The 20928-nt window shown below is 45.9% G+C and carries 14 protein-coding genes; 12 read left to right on the top strand and 2 right to left on the bottom strand.

Features of this window, described 5'->3' with window-relative positions; all coding sequences use genetic code 11:
- Positions 1 to 2: 2 nt before the first annotated feature.
- Both GFS24_RS24685 and GFS24_RS24690 read right to left on the bottom strand, forming a co-directional pair.
- Positions 3 to 350, bottom strand: a complete 348-nt coding sequence (locus GFS24_RS24685) for a high-potential iron-sulfur protein (RefSeq protein WP_153664330.1) — start codon at positions 348 to 350, stop codon at positions 3 to 5.
- Positions 351 to 355: 5 nt separating this feature from the next.
- Positions 356 to 2485 carry a PVC-type heme-binding CxxCH protein gene (locus GFS24_RS24690; protein WP_153664332.1) on the bottom strand — a complete coding sequence of 710 codons (2130 nt, stop codon included), beginning with the start codon at positions 2483 to 2485 and terminating at the stop codon, positions 356 to 358.
- 229 nt (positions 2486 to 2714) lie between these two features.
- Here GFS24_RS24690 and GFS24_RS24695 point away from each other — a divergent pair, with 229 nt between their 5' ends.
- The 12 genes from GFS24_RS24695 to GFS24_RS24750 all read left to right on the top strand — a co-directional run bounded on the left by GFS24_RS24695 (position 2715) and on the right by GFS24_RS24750 (position 20917).
- Positions 2715 to 4859: a hypothetical protein gene (locus GFS24_RS24695; RefSeq protein WP_153664334.1), complete on the top strand. Its 2145-nt coding sequence runs from the start codon at positions 2715 to 2717 to the stop codon at positions 4857 to 4859.
- A 178-nt stretch (positions 4860 to 5037) separates the two neighbouring features.
- Complete coding sequence (locus tag GFS24_RS24700; RefSeq protein ID WP_153664336.1) at positions 5038 to 6390, top strand: DegT/DnrJ/EryC1/StrS aminotransferase family protein; 1353 nt, start codon at positions 5038 to 5040, stop codon at positions 6388 to 6390.
- 25 nt (positions 6391 to 6415) lie between these two features.
- On the top strand, positions 6416 to 7753 hold the full coding sequence (locus GFS24_RS24705) for a hypothetical protein (RefSeq protein ID WP_153664338.1): 1338 nt from the start codon (positions 6416 to 6418) through the stop codon (positions 7751 to 7753).
- Positions 7753 to 9078, top strand: coding sequence for a neutral/alkaline non-lysosomal ceramidase N-terminal domain-containing protein (locus tag GFS24_RS24710; RefSeq protein WP_153664340.1), 1326 nt, complete (start codon positions 7753 to 7755; stop codon positions 9076 to 9078). The genes GFS24_RS24705 and GFS24_RS24710 overlap by 1 nt, the downstream gene beginning before the upstream one ends.
- Positions 9079 to 9095: 17 nt before the next feature.
- On the top strand, positions 9096 to 9971 hold the full coding sequence (locus GFS24_RS24715; protein WP_153664342.1) for a hypothetical protein: 876 nt from the start codon (positions 9096 to 9098) through the stop codon (positions 9969 to 9971).
- A gap of 133 nt (positions 9972 to 10104) precedes the next feature.
- Entirely contained in the window at positions 10105 to 13275 is a 3171-nt protein-coding gene (locus GFS24_RS24720; protein WP_153664344.1) for a TonB-dependent receptor, read from the top strand.
- A 21-nt stretch (positions 13276 to 13296) separates the two neighbouring features.
- On the top strand, positions 13297 to 15135 hold the full coding sequence (locus GFS24_RS24725) for a RagB/SusD family nutrient uptake outer membrane protein (protein ID WP_153664346.1): 1839 nt from the start codon (positions 13297 to 13299) through the stop codon (positions 15133 to 15135).
- A 20-nt stretch (positions 15136 to 15155) separates the two neighbouring features.
- Positions 15156 to 16229 (top strand): DUF5017 domain-containing protein, encoded by a 1074-nt coding sequence (locus tag GFS24_RS24730; RefSeq protein ID WP_153664348.1) that lies wholly within the window; start codon positions 15156 to 15158, stop codon positions 16227 to 16229.
- A 15-nt stretch (positions 16230 to 16244) separates the two neighbouring features.
- Positions 16245 to 17594 carry a sugar MFS transporter gene (locus GFS24_RS24735; RefSeq protein ID WP_153664350.1) on the top strand — a complete coding sequence of 450 codons (1350 nt, stop codon included), beginning with the start codon at positions 16245 to 16247 and terminating at the stop codon, positions 17592 to 17594.
- 6 nt (positions 17595 to 17600) lie between these two features.
- Complete coding sequence (gene nagA / locus GFS24_RS24740; protein ID WP_153664352.1) at positions 17601 to 18788, top strand: N-acetylglucosamine-6-phosphate deacetylase; 1188 nt, start codon at positions 17601 to 17603, stop codon at positions 18786 to 18788.
- The gene (locus GFS24_RS24745; RefSeq protein ID WP_153664354.1) at positions 18785 to 19531 is read left to right on the top strand and encodes a 6-phosphogluconolactonase; all 747 of its coding nucleotides are present in this window, start codon (positions 18785 to 18787) and stop codon (positions 19529 to 19531) included. Before nagA ends, GFS24_RS24745 begins: the two co-directional genes overlap by 4 nt.
- A gap of 15 nt (positions 19532 to 19546) precedes the next feature.
- On the top strand, positions 19547 to 20917 hold the full coding sequence (locus GFS24_RS24750; protein WP_153664356.1) for an enolase C-terminal domain-like protein: 1371 nt from the start codon (positions 19547 to 19549) through the stop codon (positions 20915 to 20917).
- Positions 20918 to 20928: the final 11 nt, after the last annotated feature.

The following is a 20928-nucleotide window of genomic DNA, read 5'->3' on the forward strand; positions in this document are numbered from 1 at the left end:
AGTTATTCCGCTTCTGTAAGCGGAGCATAATAAGTACAGTATCCTTCTACTTCCACAGGTCCTTTGAATAAGGAGCAGCTGCCGCAATGTTCATCCTTGCCTGGCGGAAGGTATAGTTTGCAGTTGCCGCACTTGCTATCCGGGATAGGTGATTTCTCTACATACCCCAGCCTTTTCCTTTTCTCTATTTCTTCAGGGCTCACGCCGGAAAGATCTTTGCAGTCGGTCGGTTTCTTTTCCTCTGTAGCAGGTTTCTTGCCATCCCCGCAACTGCTGATCATAAAAGCACCACCCAACAGCAGGCCGCCAAGGCTCATGGCGTTCTTGATAAAATGTCTGCGCGTATTCATCTTACTTATTTTGTAGAAGCAACCAGTTTCTTCAGATTATCAATAGTTTCTACCGTAATATTTTTCAGACCGGATTTAACGGAACCCAGTTCTTTTTTCAGTTCAGCGGAAATGGTAGTAGACTTTTCCCATCCATTCACAAATCCTTTTATAGCGATCGCCTGTCTCTTGTTAAAAACCATGCCCGGTTGATCCAGCAGGGAAACGAATTGCGCCAGCTGTGCTTTATCATTCCTGTTACCGATCACATAACTGCAATCATGAATGAAAACATTCGGCAGTTTAGTAGAGTCAGAAGCAATACTGCTTTTAAATAAAGCACTCAGCATGGCAGGAGCAGATCCTGCATTGGAACTAAGTACTGCCATCTGGATCTCCCTGTAGTTTCCGTAATGTTCCATCACCTGTACAAGTGCAGGAGTTACCTGCGGCGCATTAAATTGACCAAGGCTTAAAGCAGTCTGTAAAGTGAGTTTTGCGGAGCTTCCCTTTGCCAAAGAAACCAGCTCAGGTAACAGCTCAGGATAACGTTCAGCAAGTATGACTGCATGTTCTTTTACATCATTGGAACTGTCTGCCAACGCTTCTTTTACGATACCTGCATTCAGTGCATCAAAAGCTTCCAGCACATACAATGCATGCAAACGTGCCCGCGGATCAGCGCTCTGGAGGAACACGTTCTGTAAAGCAGGGATCACCGTTTTATCCTGTCTTTCTACCAGCAGGCGGTGTGCCTGTAATGCATACCATTGGTTAGGATGAGCGAAAAGTTGTACCAGGCTGTCGCTGCTGGCTTTGCTTAATGCAGGGCTTGCTTTCTTATAAGTGCCGCCTGCAGGCATCACTCTGTAAATACGGCCTTTGTCAGATCCTTTATAGAAATCCATATCCGCTTTCAGATCATCAGGAATAGACACAGGTGTTTCAATATGCTGACGATAATAATCCAGCACATAAAGATATCCATCAGGCCCTACGGAAAAATTAACGGGGCGGAACCAGTTGTCTTTAGAGTAGATAAACTCCCTTTTTGCTTCTTCTGCAGAACGTTTTGCCGTAAAGTATATGCTATCAGGATAAGATACCAGGATATCCCTGTGTACAAGGTTACCTGCTACTTCAGCGGTAAAGATGTTACCGTAGAATTGTTTAGGCAATGCATCGCCATTATAAAAAGTACCGCCTGATGCGCCGGTAAAATGATCTCTTTCATATTCTACACGTTTCAGCTTCTTTTCCTGGAACTCCTGGTTCCTTCTCTTCGTTCTTTCTGCTCTCCACCAGGGAGTAGCAGATTCCTGGAACATGATAGGATCATGATCGGAAATGTTTTTGATAGAACGGGTGGAAGGAAGGAAAGCATGACGATGCGTGTAGCGCCATGGTATCAGTATCTGTTGAATGTGAATGGAGTTTTCCGTTACAAACCTGTTGCGGTATTCATCCAGTGCCTGGCCAAACTGCCCGGGGCCTGTTTCCAGTTCAAAAAGCCCACGATCCAGGCGGAACCTGAAATCAGCTCCTTTAACGGAAAGGGGAGGAGTGCCTGGTTTCTCTTTAAAGGTAACGTTACCGTCCTGACCCCTGTTATTGGCATATATCCAGTTATCAACACCAAAGCGGAGGTTAGTGATCTGTGTTTCAGGATTGTCTTTGAAGAAACCACTGAAGAGCACTTCCCGCGTGTCTGCTACAAAGTCTCCCGTAGTATCTTTCATGTAAAGGATCTCCGGTGCAGCGGTTACCAGCAAACCTCCTTTCCAGGGCAGCACGCTGGTGCCTTCTGATAATTTATCTGCAAACACAATAGAAGTGTCCGCTTTACCATCACCATCCAGATCACGGAGCACAAGGATATGCCCTTTTTCTGTTCCCGGTGCTGGTTTATCAGGATAGTCGGACATCACTACCACGTAGCAATTGCCGTCTGCATCAAATTCCATGGTAACGGGATCGGTAACAAGCGGCTCTGCAGCAAACAGCTCCACTTTCAGCCCATCAATGACCTTGATGCTTTCCAATGCCTCTTCCGGCGTAAGAGGACCAGGATACTTTTCTTTGTTTTTACAACCACCGAGGGTGATCAGGAACGCAGCTAAGACAACGCCGGCGTTCAGTTTGAACGTATTCCGCATTATGAATTGAGTTTGTGTATTTGATTGATAAGCCCCTGTTATTTTTTTAAACTGAAGCAAAATTTGCTTGCTTTTAAAACTTATTACTGCTAGATTTGTCCAACTCCGTTAACGTACACGAATATATAGCTAAATTTTCAACACTAGGTAGCGTAAGCCCTTCAAAACCAAAAATATTTTTGAAGGATGCTGCGCAGAGAATGTATTTCACACAGCTTATAGTACAACCATGAAAAATAAGGAGGAAAACAGCAGGCGGGCTTTTATCCGCTCAATTTCATTAACAGGTTTGGGTATGGGAGTGATGCAAACACTTCCGCTGTCAGTAATAGGAGCGTCCCCAGCAGGGCAGCCCTCTATCGGAGGAATAGGCGCGGCGCAATCCGCACAGATCCTCACAGGGCCGGATGTACCATTTATCCCCCGCCGCCTGGGGTCATGGTGGAATACCCTGGAAGACCTGCTCTGGTCGCAGAAAAAGATCACAGATAAGATCAAAAGACGGGCCGCAGGTTTTGCAGAAGCGAATATTGATACAGCCGTCAATTTCGGCTTCCACATTCGTTTCGACTTCGCAAATTATTTCACACAGCTGCACGGTTACTTTGCCCAGGTACGAGAAGAATTACATAAATATGATATCAAGTATATAGAGCATTATTCCTGTAACCACGTAGAACGTCCACGTGGCGAAGCGGAATTTAAGAAACTGCACAGGAACCACCGGCATCACACCCTGCTCTTCCATGATCCCATAGCAGCCGCACACGCACAGTATGAAGGGTATTTTTTTAATGACCTCTGTGAAGTAGACCTTAGGGATGGAAGTCGCGGATATGCCCGCCAGTACCAGTTGGAAGCCTTTTGCCATAATAATCCCGGCTTCAGGGACATGCACCGTAAATACCTGCAAAGACTGGATAAAGAAGTAGGGTATGATGGTTACCAGGTAGATGATATGTGTACTTATGCAGGTCTCACTACATGCGGCTGTACCCATTGCAGGGAAAGATTTAAAAGAGATTACGGGCATGTGATCCCGCCCTTTGCAGATAAAAGTTTCTTTGGAGATACCAACAAACCCATGTTGCAATGGGGTAATTATGAAAACCCCGTGTTCCGCGACTGGCTGAAAATGAAGGATGATAGTGTAGCGGATCATGTAAAGATGGTGAAAGAAACAATCGGCAAAAAACCTTTGATGACCTGCTGTTCCAGCACCGGCCCGGTAGCATTAAATGCTATTTCGCTCAACCTGGAAAGGATGGCGCCACATGTGGATTTTTTCATGCTGGAAAATGTAGGCACTAATATCAAGTCCGTAAACTGGTTGGAAAAAGATGCGGAAGCACTGCAACAGAAAGATATTGCCGCTAAAAGAGGAGCAGCCCCCACTATTGCCTGTAGTTATACTATTTATAAAGAAGGAGGATACCTGGGCTGGGGCCTCGCCAGGTTCTGGGGAGTGGCAGACTGGGCCAGCACCTTGCAATACAGGCTGGAAGAAGATCCTGTAGATAGCATAGAAATGGAAGACGCCATCCGCGATCCGAATAACTGGGAAGTGAAACATAGCCCGCTGGATTTTATAGAAGGAAAAGATCTCGTAGAAGTAAGACTGGTCAACAACAATTATAACAGGGCCAATGGCTGGAAAGGAACAGACGGGAAGGAACACTGGGATAAAGTGAGAGCATGGTCAGAGCAGTTTATAAAGAGTAATATAGGATACCGTTTCCTGCGCGCCGAAGAACTGGCAGATGCAACTGCACTGCTGGCAGAAAAAACACCGCTGGTACTGGATAGCATGGCTTGTGTATCTGATGCGCAATTTAAAAGCCTGCAACAATTCCTCGCCAAAGGAGGTTATGCTTTCCTGGCATTACCATTTGGTACGCATGATGAAAAAGGCCACAAACGCAGTAAACCGCTTGCAGATCAATTGCACGGAAAAGGGCTGCATATCGTACAAACAGCCACAAGCGGCCACGTGGTGGAAATGCTGATCAAAAAAGGACTGATCAAACCAGCTATCCAACAAACAGGAGGTGATAAAGGATGGGCTGTAAGGGGCAGGGATCATAAGGGAAAAACAGTCCTGCACTTTATGAATACAGCCATGGTAGCTGTTCCGCATCCAACTGTTAAGGACACCGGCAATAATCCCATCCTGGTGGATATAAATTCCGCCATCAAAAATAATGCACTTGTTTTTGAAGTGGATACGAGAAAAATCCCTCTTTCCGCGCTTAACATCCTGAGCCCGGAACTGAAAGACCGCAAAATACCCGTGGAAATTACCTGGAAAAGTAAGAACAGCGCTACCCTCAAAGTGAACCTGGAAGGAGTGAAAGTCTATGCAGTAGCCGAATGAACATTATTTTTTTAAGAAATCAACAAAAAGGATAACTAGGAATCATATTTTTTGTTATTTTCGGGTACGTTAACGGTCAACCAGAATAGGACAATAAAGGGAGTTATTTTAAAGCGATGCGGGCACGCCCTTCATCATCCTGAAAGAAAACTTTTATCAAAATCATAAACACATTCAAATGGGTCACACTTCACGAAGGGAGTTTATCCGGCAGGGTTCATTAGGAACAGCCGGGATCTTATTTGCATCTGGCCTAATCAATAGCTCGTTTGCATCATCTGTTAGCCGTACACCCGCTATTCTGGGTGGCAGTCCTATGTGGACAGCCGCAAGTTGGGTAAAATGGCCAATGTGGGTGCAAAGCGAAGATGAAAAAGTATTGCTGGACAGTATCCGCAGTGGTGTATGGTCCCGTGCAAAACTCGTAGATGAGTTTGAAAGTAAATGGGCCGCTACGATCGGCACCAAAAGATGTCTCACTGTTTCCAATGGTACAAACGCATTGATCACTGCTATCAATCGGTTTGACATTGGCGCAGGAGATGAAGTGATAACGACTCCCTATACCTTCATTGCTTCCGTACAGGCCATCCTGGCAAATAATGCCATGCCTGTATTTGCAGACATCGATCCGGCTACCTATCAGATAGATCCTGTAAAACTGGAAAGCAAAATAACCAAACGCACAAAAGCCATCCTGGTAGTGCATATTTTGGGCCTGCCCGCAGACATGGACAAGATCATGAGCATTGCCCGTAAGCATAACCTGATCGTAATAGAAGATGCCTGTCAGGCACACCTCGCGGAATATGATAACAAGAGAGTAGGATCTATTGGAGACGCAGGCTGTTTCAGCTTCCAGAACTCCAAGAACCTTCCCATCGGTGAAGGCGGCGCTATTGTATCTAACAATGAAAAGTTCATAGACGATTGTTTTGCCGCACATAACCTCGGTTATGCTTATGGTACCTCCACCGGTGCCGTGGCAGGGGATAGTTTCATGAAAGCCTCTAAGATAAGGTTAACAGAATACGCAGCAGCTATTGGACTGGCACAATTAAAAAGAGTAGAGGAGCAAACCAAAACCCGCCATGAAAATGCGAAATACCTCTCTTCTATGCTGAAAGAGATAGATGGTATTACGCCTATCAAACTATACGACAAAGTAACACAGGGTGCATACCACCTCTATTCCTTCCGCTACGATGCCGCGAAATTCAAGGGATTGAGCAGAGCAAAATTCCTGGAGGCCCTGCGCAAAGAAGGCCTGCCATGTTCCGGCGGCTACAAAGTAATGCATACCCAGGCGTTCATGCAAGACGCATTTAACTCCCGTGTGTATAAAAGTTTCTACTCCAGGAAAATGCTGGACTTCGAAGATTACAAACAACGCAACAATTGCCCTGAAAACGAACACCTCTGTAACGACGCCGTTTGGCTGCTGCAGAATGTTCTGCTCGGTTCCCGTCAGGATATGGAAGGGATTGCAACCGTTATCAAAAACATCAGCAAAAACGCTGACAAGATCTAATCAGTAAAGGATTTAAAAAATATTCATGCAAGTAGAAAAGAAAAGTGAGCAATCCATACTAGAGCCTTATAGTGCACAAGAAGAAAAACTGATCGCCAAAACATATGATTCCGGATTTGAGTTTGCGCATGACTCTTACAATGCGATAACAGTAGCGGGTGACGGAAGAGTGTATTACGTATTGTCCTCAGAAAAACACGATGTGGCAGGAAGGATCTATGTATTTGATCCGGAGAATGGTACCACTACCTTATTAGGTGATCTCACAGAGATCTGTGGTGAGAAAGGGGAGCAGTTTATTTCACAGGGAAAAAGCCATGTGGAGTTTTTTGAAAGAGGGACTAAATTATATTTTTCCACGCACGTGGGATTTTATGAATTGATAGATGGGATGGACCGCCTGCCGGTAAATGCACCGGCCTCTTATAAGTTGTACAAAGGTGGTCATATCCTGTGTTACGATATGAGCACCGGCAAATTTGAGGACCTGGCCATCATCCCTAACGGGGAAGGCGCCGTGTCTATGACTATGGATGTGGAGCGTGGGAATGTGTATTGCATCTCCTGGCCTGCCGGTAATTTCATCCATTTTAATGTGGATTCAGGAGAGCTGAATCAGTTGGGTGCAACCGCAGAGAAAGGAGAAGGAGGAACACCCGGAACTGATTTCCGTTCCCTCTGCCGCTCTCTCTTTGTAGACCCGCGGAGTGGTATAGCTTATTTCTCTACAGCAGATGGCGACATTTATAGCTATTCGCCGGAAAAGATACAGCTGAAGAAACTGGAAGAAGTAGATCTGCGGATCGATTATTTTGGAAAATACAGTCCGGAGCAACCCGGCAGTATGGGATACAACTGGCGTAAGATCTGCTGGCATGAAGAAGATGAAATGGCTTACGGTGTGCATGGTAATTCAGGTTACCTCTTCAAATTTGATCCCGTTGCACAGAAGATAGAATTGATAGAAAGGATCACATCAGATCTTTCCCGGAAGAGCGGTATGTATGATCAGTTCAGTTACGGATACCTTGGTTTTCAGCTGGGGCCGGATAAAGAAACGATCTATTACCTCACAGGAGGTCCTATCTATGTGAATGGTAAAAGGGTAGGAGGTCTTAACCAGATTGCGAAAGGCGCTGCGAAAGGATTGGAGAACCTGCACCTGGTTACTTACCACATCCCTTCTGCAAAATATACAGACCATGGTCCGATATTTTACGAGAATGGAGACCGGCCGCTGTATGTGAATTCAATTGCCGTGGCAGCAGATGGTACCATCTACACCCTGGCACGTATTAACAGGAATGGAAAAATAATTACAGACCTGATCAGTATTCCTAATCCACTCATGAATCCTGCATAATGAAGAAATATATCCTGTTCATATGGCTCGTGTTGCTGCAGCAGATCGCTTCTGCCGCTTATATCAAAGTAGGTATAGGCAGGATCGTGATCACACCGGACTTACCATTCCAGCTGACTGGTTATGCCGGGCGGGACACACTGGCCACGCAAAAAGCACACGATCTGTGGGCTAAGGCCATGGTGATAGAGGAGAATCCTTCCAACAGGATCGTTATTGTTACAACAGATGTACTGGGCCTCACACCTGCTATTTCAGAAGCAGCGGCACAAAGGCTCATGGCAAAATACGGTATCACCCGTTCGCAGATCATGTTCAATTCCTCGCATACACATGCAGGCCCTATGATCTGGCCAGCGCTGAGTATGATCGGAGATTATGACAGCACTGCCATCAAAGGTTTTACGAAATATGCGATGGGACTTACCGATAAACTGGTAGCGGTAGTAGATATGGCCATGCAGAGCTTAACTCCCATGCAGCTCAGTTATGGGAACGGATCTGCAGAGTTTGCCATCAATCGCCGCAAAGCTCCGGGCAGAGCGGATCATGTAGATCATGATGTACCTGTACTCGTTGCAAAAGATGCGCAGGGAAAAGAAAAAGCGATCCTGTTCGGTTATGCCTGTCACAACACAACATTAACAGGAACCAATAATATTATAAGCGGAGACTATGCGGGTTATGCGCAGATTGAACTGGAAAAGAAATATCCTGGCGCTACCGCCCTCTTTTTCATTGGATGCGCCGGCGATCAGAACCCCTCTCCGAGAGGCACCATAGCACTGGCGGAACAACATGGCCAGGAACTGGCAACAGCCGTAGAAAAAGTGCTTGGTGGAAAAACAACGAACGTCGGCGCGCCATTGCGCAGCGCATTTGTAAAAGCAGAGCTCCCTTACGAGCCCGTAAAAACAGAAACCATCCAACAGGAATTATTGAATGGCAATAAGTACGAAAAGAGAAGAGCGAAGCTGATCATGGAAGCCTCCAACAAAGGATGGGATATCTCCAATCACAGCTATCCCGTACAGGCCATGCGCATCGGGAATAAACTAACCCTGCTGTCCCTGAGCGGAGAAGCAGTCGTAGATTATTCCCTGAATGCAAAAAAGCGATATGCCGGCGAACAACTATTTGTAGCGGGATATTGCAACCAGGTAGTTTGTTATATACCTACTGAAAAGATATTGGAAGAAGGAGGGTACGAGGCAGTGTCTAATATGATGTATTACGGCATGCCCGGCCCCTTCAGTAAAAGCGTGGAAAAGAAAGTGAATACTGCTATTCAGCAGGTCATGCAAAAAGTAGGCGTTAGTAAGTAAGCAATAAATATTTTCACATGCTACAGAAACTCTTTTTTTTCACCTGCCTGCTGGCGCTCACCGCCTGTTCTAACAGGAAGATCGCGCAACAACAGGTTGCAGACAAGTCCCTGAAGAATACCTATGGGACGTACGCTGCGCCACCACGCCTCCCTGGTGGACGTGTCAACCAAACTCAACTACTGGCAGAACTGAAAGAGATCAACGCCACCACCTACAACTGGCTGATCTGGATGAATGAAAATGATTGGGACGATCTCCAGATCTTCCTCCCCCTGGCAAAAAAACAGGGCTTGAAAGTATGGGTAAGCCTGGTGCCACCCAGTGAATCAAAACCAATTGCAAAACGTTCCTCTGAGCCCTATCAGATGGATTACAAAACCTGGGCTACCGCTATCGCACGTTTGAGTGTAAAATATCCAAACCTGGTAGCCTGGAGTATAGACGACTTTGCACACAACCTGAAAACTTTTACAAGGTCATACACGGATTCCTGCCTGAAAGGTGCAAGAGCGATCAATCCGAACCTGGCATTTGTACCCTGTATCTATTACCGCCAGATCAATCCAACCCTCGCTGCTAATTATGGGGATCTGCTGGATGGTATTTTATTTCCTTACAGAGCGCAGTCTGCCGGAGATAACTTAACCAATCCCGCATTGGTGGAAACAGAGATAGCAGCCATCCGTAAACTATTCAGAAAAGATCTCCCGGTATTCGTAGATATATATGCAACAGGCCATTCAAGATTAGGTGAATCAACAGCGGATTATGTGAAAGATGTACTTGCTTTCAGCAAACAATACGCTGACGGAGTACTGATCTACTGTCACCAGGATCCGGTGAGGAATGCTGCAAAATATAACATTATCAGAGAAGGGTTAAACAGATAAGGAATTCATTTTTGGTCCAGCCATTATTACAATACGCAATATCTAACCGTCTTAGTCTATTCATCTTGCATTCATTGTCGTGTACGTACCCGTAGTAGTAAGGCCAACATTTACTTAAAACAACTATTCTGCTATGGAACGAAAGTGTAATTTCCTTCAAGCCGCACTTCTATTTGCATTGTCATTCATTGCGCTGATGCCGCTACTGTCAAAGGCACAGACGCAAACGCAAACGTCACCTGTAGTAACCGGAAGGGTACTGGAAACAGGAACAAATCTCTCAATGCCCGGCGTAACGATCGCCGTGAAGGGCACCAACCGTAAAGTTTATTCAGATGACAATGGCCGGTATTCCATCAATGCCGGACCAACGGACGTACTCATCTTTTCCTTCCTCAGTATGGAAACAACTGAGTTAAAGGTGAATGGCCGTGCTATTGTCAACCTCACCATGATCCCCAAGGAAGAAGCTTTGGGAGAAGTAGTGGTGATCGGTTACAACACCGTAAGAAAAAGGGACCTCACCGGTTCAGTAAGCGTAGTGAATGTAAAAGATATGTCCAAAGCGCCAGTTGGATCTTTTGCAGAAGCACTCGCCGGTCGTGTAGCTGGTGTACAGGTATCCAGTAATGATGGTCAGCCCGGAGGTGCTGTGAACATTGTTATCCGCGGAGCCGGATCACTCACAAACAGCGTTCAGCCTTTGTATGTGATAGATGGTTTCCCTGCGGACGATTTCGATCCTGCCACCCTGAACCCGGACGACATTGAATCGATGACCATCTTAAAAGATGCATCTTCAACTGCCATCTATGGATCAAGAGCTGCCAACGGCGTAGTACTGATCCAAACTAAAAAAGGCAAACTTGGCAGGCCTGTTGTGTCTTTAGGTGCTTCCAGTGGTTTCCAGACGGGAAGAAAAGAGATAGAACTCATGAGCCCCTACGAGTACATCAGGTATCAGCTGGAAAGGTTTCCTACCGGCGGTGAAGGATGGCGCTATCTTGCAGGGGGTAAAACACTGGATGATTACAAAAACGTGGAAGGCGTAAATTTCCAGGACCACGTTTTCACACAAGGCAAGATAAATATCTACAACCTTGCTGTGAGAGGTGGAAACGAACAGACGAAATATTCCATTTCAGGTTCCCTCTTTGATCAGCAGGGTGTTGTAATTAATACCGGGCTCAAAAGATACACCGCCAGGATGACGCTGGATCATACCATCAGTAACCGTATCAGGGCAAACTTCACCGCTGGTTATTCAGACGTTACGCAATGGGGCCAGGTGATCAACAGTACGCCTACCGGTAACACTTCCAGCTACGTGATGTTCCGTACATGGGCATACAGGCCTATCGGTTTCCCTGATACCGGTGAGGACCTGCTGGCAGAAGAGGCAGATGGAGATGCCGTAAATGCCAGCGATTTCAGGATCAATCCTGTTATAGATCTGCAGAATCAATATCAGTATGATTACACCGGCGTGCTGGAAGGTTTGGGAAGTGTGAGTGTGGATATCATAGATGGTCTCGTACTGAAACTGGGAGGCGGGATCAGGAAAACCAGCGGAACGGCGGAAAGGTTCTACAATTCAAAAACAAGTAAAGGAAGCCCTTCCAATCCTAACAACAATGAAGGGATCAATGGCTCCCTTGCGCATAATTTTATCAATAGCTGGTCCAGCGAAAATACCCTTACCTATAATAAGACATTCAATAAGAAACACACGATCGCTGCGCTTGGGCTGATAAGTTTGCAAAAAACAGTATACAGGTCTGATGGTTTCTCTTCCAAACTATTGCCAAATGAAAGCCTGGGTATTGCAGGGCTAAATGAGGGAATTCCTTATAACCCCGTTGCAACTACTTCTTATAATACCCGTAATTCTTTTGGTGGAAGGATCGATTACAATTATGATTCCCGCTATTTGATCACCGTCAATTTCCGGGCGGATGGTTCTTCCAAATTTGCACCCAAAAACAGATGGGGATATTTCCCCGGAGCTTCTGCTGCCTGGAATATGCACAACGAGGCATTCCTGAAGGACCATCCCGTGATCAGTACTTCAAAGATCAGAGGTAGTTATGGGATATTAGGAAATGACAGGGTGGGAGACTTCAGTTATATTTCACAACTCACTACCTCTATCTCCGGATACTCCTTTAATAACGGCACACCATTGCTGGCTGTATACCAGAATAACCTGGGTAATGAGGATCTGACCTGGGAATCAACCACTTCCATGGACGTCGATTATCAACTTGGGTTGTTCAAGAACAGGATAGAGTTAACAGCAGGCGTGTATAAAAAGACAACAGATCACCTGCTGCTGAATGCACAATTGCCACCCACCGCAGGTTTCGCCACTGCCTATAAGAATATCGGGAAGATGGAGAACAAAGGATTTGAGTTCTCGCTGAATGCACGTGTTATTGAATCAAAAGACTTCAGATGGGAAAGCAGTGTCAACATTACCTTCAACAGAAATAAAGTACTCGGGCTTACAGAAGGGCAACGTTCTTTGGACAATGCAGTTGCTACAGACGTAAACTATAGTGATAACCTTTACACCGCTACCATTGGTCAGCCTGCTGGCATGATGGTAGGATATATCTGGGAAGGAAATTACCAGTACAGTGATTTTGATAGTCCGGCTCCCGGGGTTTACCTCCTGAAAGCAGAGGTACCCGCTAATGGTAAAGCACGTAATGTGATACTACCGGGAGACATCAAATACAAAGACCTGAATGGAGATGGTATTGTGAATGCAGATGATAAAACCATCATTGGCAGAGGCCTCCCCATTCATTACGGTGGCTTTGTAAATAATTTCAGCTACAAAGGATTTAGCCTGAACGTTTTCTTTCAATGGTCTTATGGCAATGATATCTACAATGCCAATCGCATCACTTTTGAAGGAAATACCAATGGCAGAAGGAACATGAATCAGTTTGCGAGTTACGTAAACAGATGGAGTCCTGAGAACCAGACCAATGAAAATTTCAGAGCAGGTGGAGAAGGGCCGATCGGGTATCATTCTACCAAATACCTGGAAGATGGATCCTACCTGCGCCTGAAAACATTGTCCCTGGATTATGCATTGCCGCAGCAGATCATCAAAAGAGCATTCATGACAGGCTTATCCCTGAATGTGGCCATGCAGAACGTTTTTACGTGGACAAAGTACACAGGGCTTGATCCTGAAGTATCTACCCGGGGTGGCGTTCTTACACCCGGTTATGATTACTCTGCCTATCCGCAGGCAAGGACCATCACCTTTGGCCTGAAAGCTAATTTCTAAACCTCGCTTAAAATCTCAAGTATGAAAATCAAATATTTCATTTTGTTGAGTTTTATATCAATATTAACAGGGTCCTGTAACAAATTCCTGGATACAAAACCAAAAGATGCTCTCTTCCCGGGAGGTTATTATAAAACAGAAGCAGAACTGGATTATGCACTGGCTGCCGTTTATTCCAGCCTGGGTGCAGATGGTATATATGGTAATAACGCACTTTACCTCTTGGGCTGGTCCGGAGATGAAGGTTTTATGAACCGTTCTTCCATTCCGGTGGGAGCCTTCCGCCTGAACCATGTCCCTGGTGATCAATACATATTGGCATTTTGGAGAGAATGTTACAATGGCCTTAACAGGGCTAACTCCTTATTGGAAAGTGTAAATAACAATCCTGCCATTCCGGAGGTGAAAAGAAATACCGTTAAAGGAGAAGCACTTTTCCTCAGGGCTTATTTTCACTTTTTGCTAGTACAGAATTTTGGCGGAGTTCCGCTGAAGCTGGGATCAGTTAAGTCCGCTATAGATGTACATATTCCCAAAAATACCATCAAAGAAGTATATGATCAGATAGTGAAAGATATGACAGAGGCGGAACCGCTTGTTGGAGATATCAGCAGTTATGGTTTTGGCGGCCGTGTTTCAAAATCTGCTATTCGCGGTATGCTGATGCGTGTGAACCTGTATATGGCAGGTTTCCCCCTGAAAGATGTAACACGTTACCAGGAAGTGCTCAACTGGGGAAAGAAAATAATGGAAGACGGATTGGCAGCACACCGCATGAATCCAAGTTATTCCAACATCTTCATCACGCTCGCCTCGGAGAAATATGATATCAAAGAAAGCATCTGGGAAATTGAATTCATTGGTAACGGAACAGAAGCGTACGCAGAAACCGGCAGGAATGGATGGATCAATGGCATTTCTACTCCCAATACCAACACGGGCAGGTCAGATGGATATATGACCTATACCGCCAAGTTGTACAATAGCTATGAAGCCGGTGACCTGAGAAAGTTCTGGAATATCCCGTTTTTCAATTATGCTGCATTACCTGCCGCCAGTGGTGTGAAAACATTGATCGCTGAGATTCCGCTGGAAGCTACCAAATACTCAAGAACACCAGGCAAGTTCAGAAGAGAGTTTGAAACACAGATCCCTAAATATGCTACCCGTTCACCCATCAATGTGCAGTTGTTGCGGTATACAGATGTGTTGCTCATGTATGCAGAAGCTTTGAACGAATTACAGGGCCCTACCACAGAAGCAGTGGGCCTGGTTAACCAGGTAAGGCGCAGAGGCTGGTCTACCGGAGTGAAGAGTTTCATCGTTGCAAATGGCGGCAGCGGATATACCACAGCACCAACAGTAACCATCTCTGCCGGTAATGGAAGCTCCGCTACAGCAAAGGCTACAGTTGCAGGAGGTGTGGTAACCAAAATAGATCTGGACAGGGACGCTACAGGCATTGAATTTTTCCAGGCAGGTAAATATACAGCTGCACCAACAGTCACCTTAAGTGGTGGAGGGGGAACAGGCGCACAGGCAACTGCTACCATTTGGGTACCGGAAGATGCAGATGTAAAACCTGCATTCACTGCATCCAAAGAAACATTCCGGAAATTCCTCCAGGATGAACGCCTGCGGGAACTCAACTTTGAGAACATTCGCCGGTCAGATCTGGTACGTTGGGAAATATATGAACAAACACACCGCGATATGGCATCTATTATGACAGTAGATATTCCCGGTAATGTTTTCATCTCCTATTATTCCAACATGGAAGTGCCGAAACATTTGTTCCTCCCCATTCCCAGTGCTGAAATGGTGACGAATAATAAAATGGTACAGAACACCGGTTGGTAATCACCTAAAAAAATAAAGACATGCAACATAAATTCTTGTGGTTAATATGCATGGGCCTTGTTTTGGGCGCATGCACCGATAAGCTGGGTGATCTGGAAGATCCGGCATTCGATGTAAAAGTCACGAAAACAACCTTTAAAGTAAATGAACCGGTAACTTTCACTATCTCCGGCATACAGGATAATATCTCCTTGTATTCAGGAGAAGGGTTTAACGATTACGTGTTTAAAGACGATCGTAAAATAGTGATCACCGGTAAAGGAGCAACACTGGATTTTGGTACCCAGTTGGCCGGCACCGGTACGCAAACAGGTCAGATTTCTTTTTGGCTGTCAGACAACTACAATGGCCAGAATGATTTTGCCAGCGTAAAAGCAGCAGCCTGGACGGATATAACCAGCAATTTCGCGCTGGCTACTACAACCACTACCAACGTAGCCTCCGGTAAACTGGATATCAGCACCTGGATAGATTCGGACAAACCCGTTTACCTCGGCATTAAATACATTACTAAACCCCAGGCCGTAAATGGCCTCGCGCGGGTATGGTGGGTTCAGAACATGGCAGTAAGGAGCAAAGCACCCTTTGTAGGAGCAAAAGAACTGCTGATTGCAGATCAGGAAACGATCGGTTTCAGAACCATCAACCAGTTTCCTTTAGATGCACCTGCACAGAATACCATTATTGCATCCAGGGCCACTTTGCTGGGAAACAAGTATAAGAATCCAACTGATTCCATCTACAATCCTAATTATTCTGTCTACGATCCTAATAATGCTATCTATATTCCTGGCAGCCCAACGTACCAGCCATCAGCCAGGGTTCCCGTGTTCGTTCCATACGATCCGGCAAGCCCTTACAATGATCCGCTGACAGAAACATGGGTGATCTCAAAACCGCTTCAGGGGGATACCGTAAGCCTGGGGCCGGACAGGGCTATTTCTGTGAAGGGCATCAATACGGATGCTGTGGATGAATACATTTATACTTATAAAACTCCTGGAAATTATAAAGTTTATTTCATAGCTTATAACCATAATAAGGACGGAGTAAAAACAGTGGTGAAGCAGATCGATCTGACCATCACACCCTGATTAAAAAAATGACGAATGAGTAAAAGCGCAAAAATTTCCGTTGAATCACTCAGCCGTAAGCAGGTGGTGATTTCCATTGCCATCATCGGCGTGATGTTCTTCATGTTTGGATTCGTATCATGGGTGAATGCTATCCTGATCCCGTATTTCAAGATAGCTTGCGAGTTAAGTCATTCACAGGCATACCTGGTTACGTTTGCTTTCTACATTTCCTATTTTATTATGTCCGTGCCCGCTTCCTATCTGTTGAAGGCAACGGGTTTTAAGAAAGGAATGATGGTGGGCTTCTGGATCATGGCAGTGGGGGCATTCCTCTTTGTACCGGCAGCGGCTACACGCACCTATGCCATTTTCCTGGCTGCATTGTTCATACTGGGCACAGGGCTTGCTATCCTGCAAACGGCCGCCAATCCTTATATCACCATATTAGGGCCAAAGGAAAGAGCGGCACAGCGGATCAGCATCATGGGTATTTGCAATAAAGCAGCAGGTATCCTGGCGCCACTGATCTTTGCAGCAGTGGTACTGAAAGCTACGGATACAGACCTGTTTAAACAGCTGCCAACGATGGATGCTATCCAGAAAGCGGCAGCATTGGATGAACTGATCAGCCGGGTAATAGTACCTTACATCTGTGTAGGTATTTTCCTTTTCCTGCTGGGCCTCATGATCCGCTTTTCTCCGTTGCCGGATATTGATACAGATGAAGAATCGCCGGAACAGCAACGTGCGAATGAAGGCAAGTCAAAGATCATGCAGTTCCCGCACCTGGTGCTGGGTGCCATCGCTATATTTTTGCATGTAGGTACCCAGGTGATTGCCATAGATACCATTATCGGTTATGCAGGTTCAATGAACATCTCCCTGCTGGAAGCAAAAGTATTTCCTTCTTATACTTTGTTCTGCACCATTTGCGGATACTTGATAGGGATCATTATTATTCCCCGCTTCATCAGCCAGGTGAATGCATTGCGCGTTTGCACCATCCTGGGAACCATCTTTTCATTGCTCATTATTTTCACAAAAGGGCAGGTGAATTTCCTTGGGCATAACGCAGATGTTTCCATCTGGTTCATCGTATTGCTGGGTCTTGCCAACTCATTGATCTGGGCAGGCATATGGCCCCTGGCGCTGGATGGTTTGGGCAAGTTTACAAAAATAGGTGCATCCGTACTGATCATGGGATTGTGTGGTAATGCCATCCTCCCGCAGATCTATGGATTGCTGGCAGATACACGTGGTCTCAGGGAAGCTTACTGGGTATTGATCCCTTGTTATGCTTACCTGATGTTCTACGCTATTTACGGTCATCGCATCAGGCATTGGTCAACCAGCAGAAGTGAAGGAAAAGTAGCTATTCAATAAAGAGGAATGAAATTAAGAAAGATCTATAACGGCCGCATTGTTACACCTGCTAAAGTGATCCCGAACGGATCAATACTCATCAGGGGTGATAAAATTGTGGCAGTGCAGGAAGGGAATATAACAGCAGAAGGAGCAGAAGAGTGGGATGCAAATGGCAACTACGTGATGCCCGGTTTTATTGATATCCATGTACACGGTGGCGGTGGCCATGATTTTATGGATGGTGATGAGGATGGCTTTGAAAAAATAGCCACCACACATCTGCAATATGGCACAACAGCCATGCTGCCCACCACTCTTACAAGTGACAAAGCAGGCATCCTGGAAACAGTACAATGTTACCAGCGTGCCGCCGCCAAAAATAAAACCGGCGCACAATTCCTGGGCATGCACCTGGAAGGCCCGTATTTTTCCATGCAGCAGCGCGGCGCACAGGATCCTGAATTTATTCGTAACCCGGATCCTGCGGAATATGAAGAGATCACAAAAGCAGCGGACGGCGCTATCAAAAGATGGAGTGCTGCACCAGAATTACCAGGTGCCAATGCATTTGCACGTTTCCTGGTAAAAAATGGCATCCTGGCTTCACTGGCACATACAGATGCTATCTATGAAGAAGCGCTGGAAGGATTTAAGAACGGTTACACACTGGCCACACATTTATATTCCGGCATGTCCGTTGTTACACGCAGAAATGCTTTCCGTTTTGCCGGGGTGATAGAAACCGCTTTTTTACTCGATGAAATGGATGTGGAGATCATTGCGGACGGGAAACATTTGCCTGCGCCGCTGTTGAAACTCATCTATAAAATAAAAGGCCCCGGCCGCATAGCACTCATCACAGATGCCATGCGGGGTGCGGCCATGCCGGAAGGGGATAGTATCCTGGGCAACAGAAGGTCCGGCATGAAAGTGATCATTGAAGATGGTGTAGCAAAACTGCCGGACAGAACTGCATTTGCAGGAAGTGTGGCCACCGCGAACCAATTGGTACGCAACATGGTGACCATGGCAGAAGTGCCGGTACATGAAGCCGTACAAATGATGACATCCACACCTGCCCGCATACTGGGAGTGGAAAACAGGAAAGGCCGGTTAACGGAAGGTTTGGATGCAGACATTACCATTTGTGATGGTGCTTTCAATGTGCAGGCCGTGATGGTAATGGGTGAATTTTTATATAAGAAATCATGATACGGAAATTTAAGAAAGACAAACTGGAAGTAAGGCTGTATGAAGATCGTGCCACGTCTGGCAAAGATGCAGCCCGTTGTGCAGTAGAAAAAGTGCAGGAACTGCTGGCCGTTCAACCGGAGGTGAATATCATCTTTGCAGCGGCACCATCACAGAACGAATTCCTGGAAGCATTCAGCAAAGCGCCATTGGAATGGGAACGGATCAATGCTTTCCATATGGATGAATACATTGGACTGGAAACAGGCGCAGCAGAGCGTTTTGGCAGTTTCCTCTATAAAGCCATATTTGGTAAAGTACCCTTCCGCTCCGTTCATTACCTGAACGGGAACGAAGAAGATGTAACAAGATATGCGGCCCTGCTGGCGCAATATCCCACAGATATTGTATGCATGGGCATTGGAGAGAATGCACACATTGCATTCAACGATCCGCCCGTGGCAGATTTTAATGATCCATACAAAGTAAAAGTAGTAGAGCTGGATGAAGTATGCAGAGTACAGCAGGTGAATGATAAATGTTTTGACACATTGGAAGATGTACCAACACATGCGATCACATTAACTATTCCGGCATTGATGGCCGCCCGTTTTGTGTATTGCATTGTGCCCGGTCCTACAAAAGCTGTTGCAGTGTACAATACACTGAACGGAGTAATAAGGGAATCCGTCCCCGCAACTGCACTCAGGGAACATGAAAATGCCATTCTGTTCATTGATCAGAAAAGTGGAAGCATGCTTTAATACATACACCAGTATATGGACAGAAGAGGATTTGTGAAAAATACCGGCTTACTGGCCATGATGTTTAATCTGCCAATAGATAAACAGACGGAACCATTCATGAAAACGATCAGGGTTGTACATACGGGCGCAGAATTTGAACGGGAGAAACTGAACGGCCCCTTTGGCTTTAAGGGAGGTTATCTCTCTGAGCTCTGGCAGGCCGTGTCAAAACTGAAGTCTGCTTCCGGTGAAAGTGCCATTGGCATCGCAACACAAAGTATCCTTTACGCAGATGCGGACCTGTTTGTGGATAATACAGAAACCGGCGGTAATGCCCTGATGTTCGTGCTGGTCAATGAAGCTTTGAAGCTGGTAAAAGAAACACCCTTTCAGCATCCGGTAGAACTGATGGAAAAGATCATGCCCGCGTTGCAAAAAGCAGCCGTGCGGGTGACCGGAAAGAAAGACCTGAATCAGAATTTTATCTACAATGCCCTGGTAAGCATAGACAATGCTGCCTGGTTATTATACGCAAAAGAGAATGGCTTCACTTCCTTTGATGCCATGGTGCCAACGCCCTACCGGCGGGCACTGCAACATCATAACAAGCGGATCGCCATTATGTACCAGGTGCCATATGATATGCCCATGAGCAACCTGGTGAATGCTATGAAAGAAGGCTACTTTGTTATAAAAATTAAAACCGGTTTCCCGGGTTCGCAGGAAGTGATGCTGGAACGTGATATGGAAAGGCTGACGCAGATCCACCAGACACTGAAAGATTACAGAACACCGCATACGCCAAATGGCAAACTCATTTACACAATGGATGCCAACGGCCGGTACGAAAAGAAATCACTACTGATAAAGTACCTGGACCATGCAAAGAAGATCGGCGCATTTGACCAGGTATTAGTATATGAAGAACCATTCGTAGAATCCAATAACGAACATGTAGGAGACCTCGGCATCCGCATTGCTGCAGACGAAAGTGTACATGTGGTGGCTGATGCAGAGAAAAGGATAGCACAGGGATACAGCGCATTGGTATTGAAAGGCATAGCAAAAACATTGAGCCAGTCCATGAAGATTGCCACCTTTGCGCAGGAGAAGAATATTCCCTGCCTCTGTGCAGACCTCACCGTAAATCCCGTACTGGTAGAATGGCATAAGAACCTGGCAGCAAGAATAGCGCCCTTCCCCGTTATAGGGATGGGACTGATGGAAACCAACGGAGACCTCAACTATGAAAATTGGGAGAAGATGATCGCTTACCAGCAATTGGCAGGCGCATCCTGGATGCAGCGAAAGAAGGGGATATTTGAACTGGACGAGGATTTTTACAACACCAGCGGTGGCATTTTTGGAGTGCCCCGCCATTATGAAGAGATGTTCATTTCTTAAAAATAGCAAAC

Origin of the sequence: Chitinophaga sp. SYP-B3965 (assembly GCF_009647655.1) — a bacterium.
Taxonomy (GTDB): Bacteria; Bacteroidota; Bacteroidia; order Chitinophagales; family Chitinophagaceae; genus Chitinophaga.

Bases quoted from the DNA above. Each gene is read 5' to 3' on its own strand.
- GFS24_RS24685 (WP_153664330.1), bottom strand. From the start codon at position 350: ATGAATACGCGCAGACATTTTATCAAGAACGCCATGAGCCTTGGCGGC.
- GFS24_RS24690 (WP_153664332.1), bottom strand. From the start codon at position 2,485: ATGCGGAATACGTTCAAACTGAACGCCGGCGTTGTCTTAGCTGCGTTC.
- GFS24_RS24695 (WP_153664334.1), top strand. From the start codon at position 2,715: ATGAAAAATAAGGAGGAAAACAGCAGGCGGGCTTTTATCCGCTCAATT.
- GFS24_RS24700 (WP_153664336.1), top strand. From the start codon at position 5,038: ATGGGTCACACTTCACGAAGGGAGTTTATCCGGCAGGGTTCATTAGGA.
- GFS24_RS24705 (WP_153664338.1), top strand. From the start codon at position 6,416: ATGCAAGTAGAAAAGAAAAGTGAGCAATCCATACTAGAGCCTTATAGT.
- GFS24_RS24710 (WP_153664340.1), top strand. From the start codon at position 7,753: ATGAAGAAATATATCCTGTTCATATGGCTCGTGTTGCTGCAGCAGATC.
- GFS24_RS24715 (WP_153664342.1), top strand. From the start codon at position 9,096: ATGCTACAGAAACTCTTTTTTTTCACCTGCCTGCTGGCGCTCACCGCC.
- GFS24_RS24720 (WP_153664344.1), top strand. From the start codon at position 10,105: ATGGAACGAAAGTGTAATTTCCTTCAAGCCGCACTTCTATTTGCATTG.
- GFS24_RS24725 (WP_153664346.1), top strand. From the start codon at position 13,297: ATGAAAATCAAATATTTCATTTTGTTGAGTTTTATATCAATATTAACA.
- GFS24_RS24730 (WP_153664348.1), top strand. From the start codon at position 15,156: ATGCAACATAAATTCTTGTGGTTAATATGCATGGGCCTTGTTTTGGGC.
- GFS24_RS24735 (WP_153664350.1), top strand. From the start codon at position 16,245: ATGAGTAAAAGCGCAAAAATTTCCGTTGAATCACTCAGCCGTAAGCAG.
- nagA (WP_153664352.1), top strand. From the start codon at position 17,601: ATGAAATTAAGAAAGATCTATAACGGCCGCATTGTTACACCTGCTAAA.
- GFS24_RS24745 (WP_153664354.1), top strand. From the start codon at position 18,785: ATGATACGGAAATTTAAGAAAGACAAACTGGAAGTAAGGCTGTATGAA.
- GFS24_RS24750 (WP_153664356.1), top strand. From the start codon at position 19,547: ATGGACAGAAGAGGATTTGTGAAAAATACCGGCTTACTGGCCATGATG.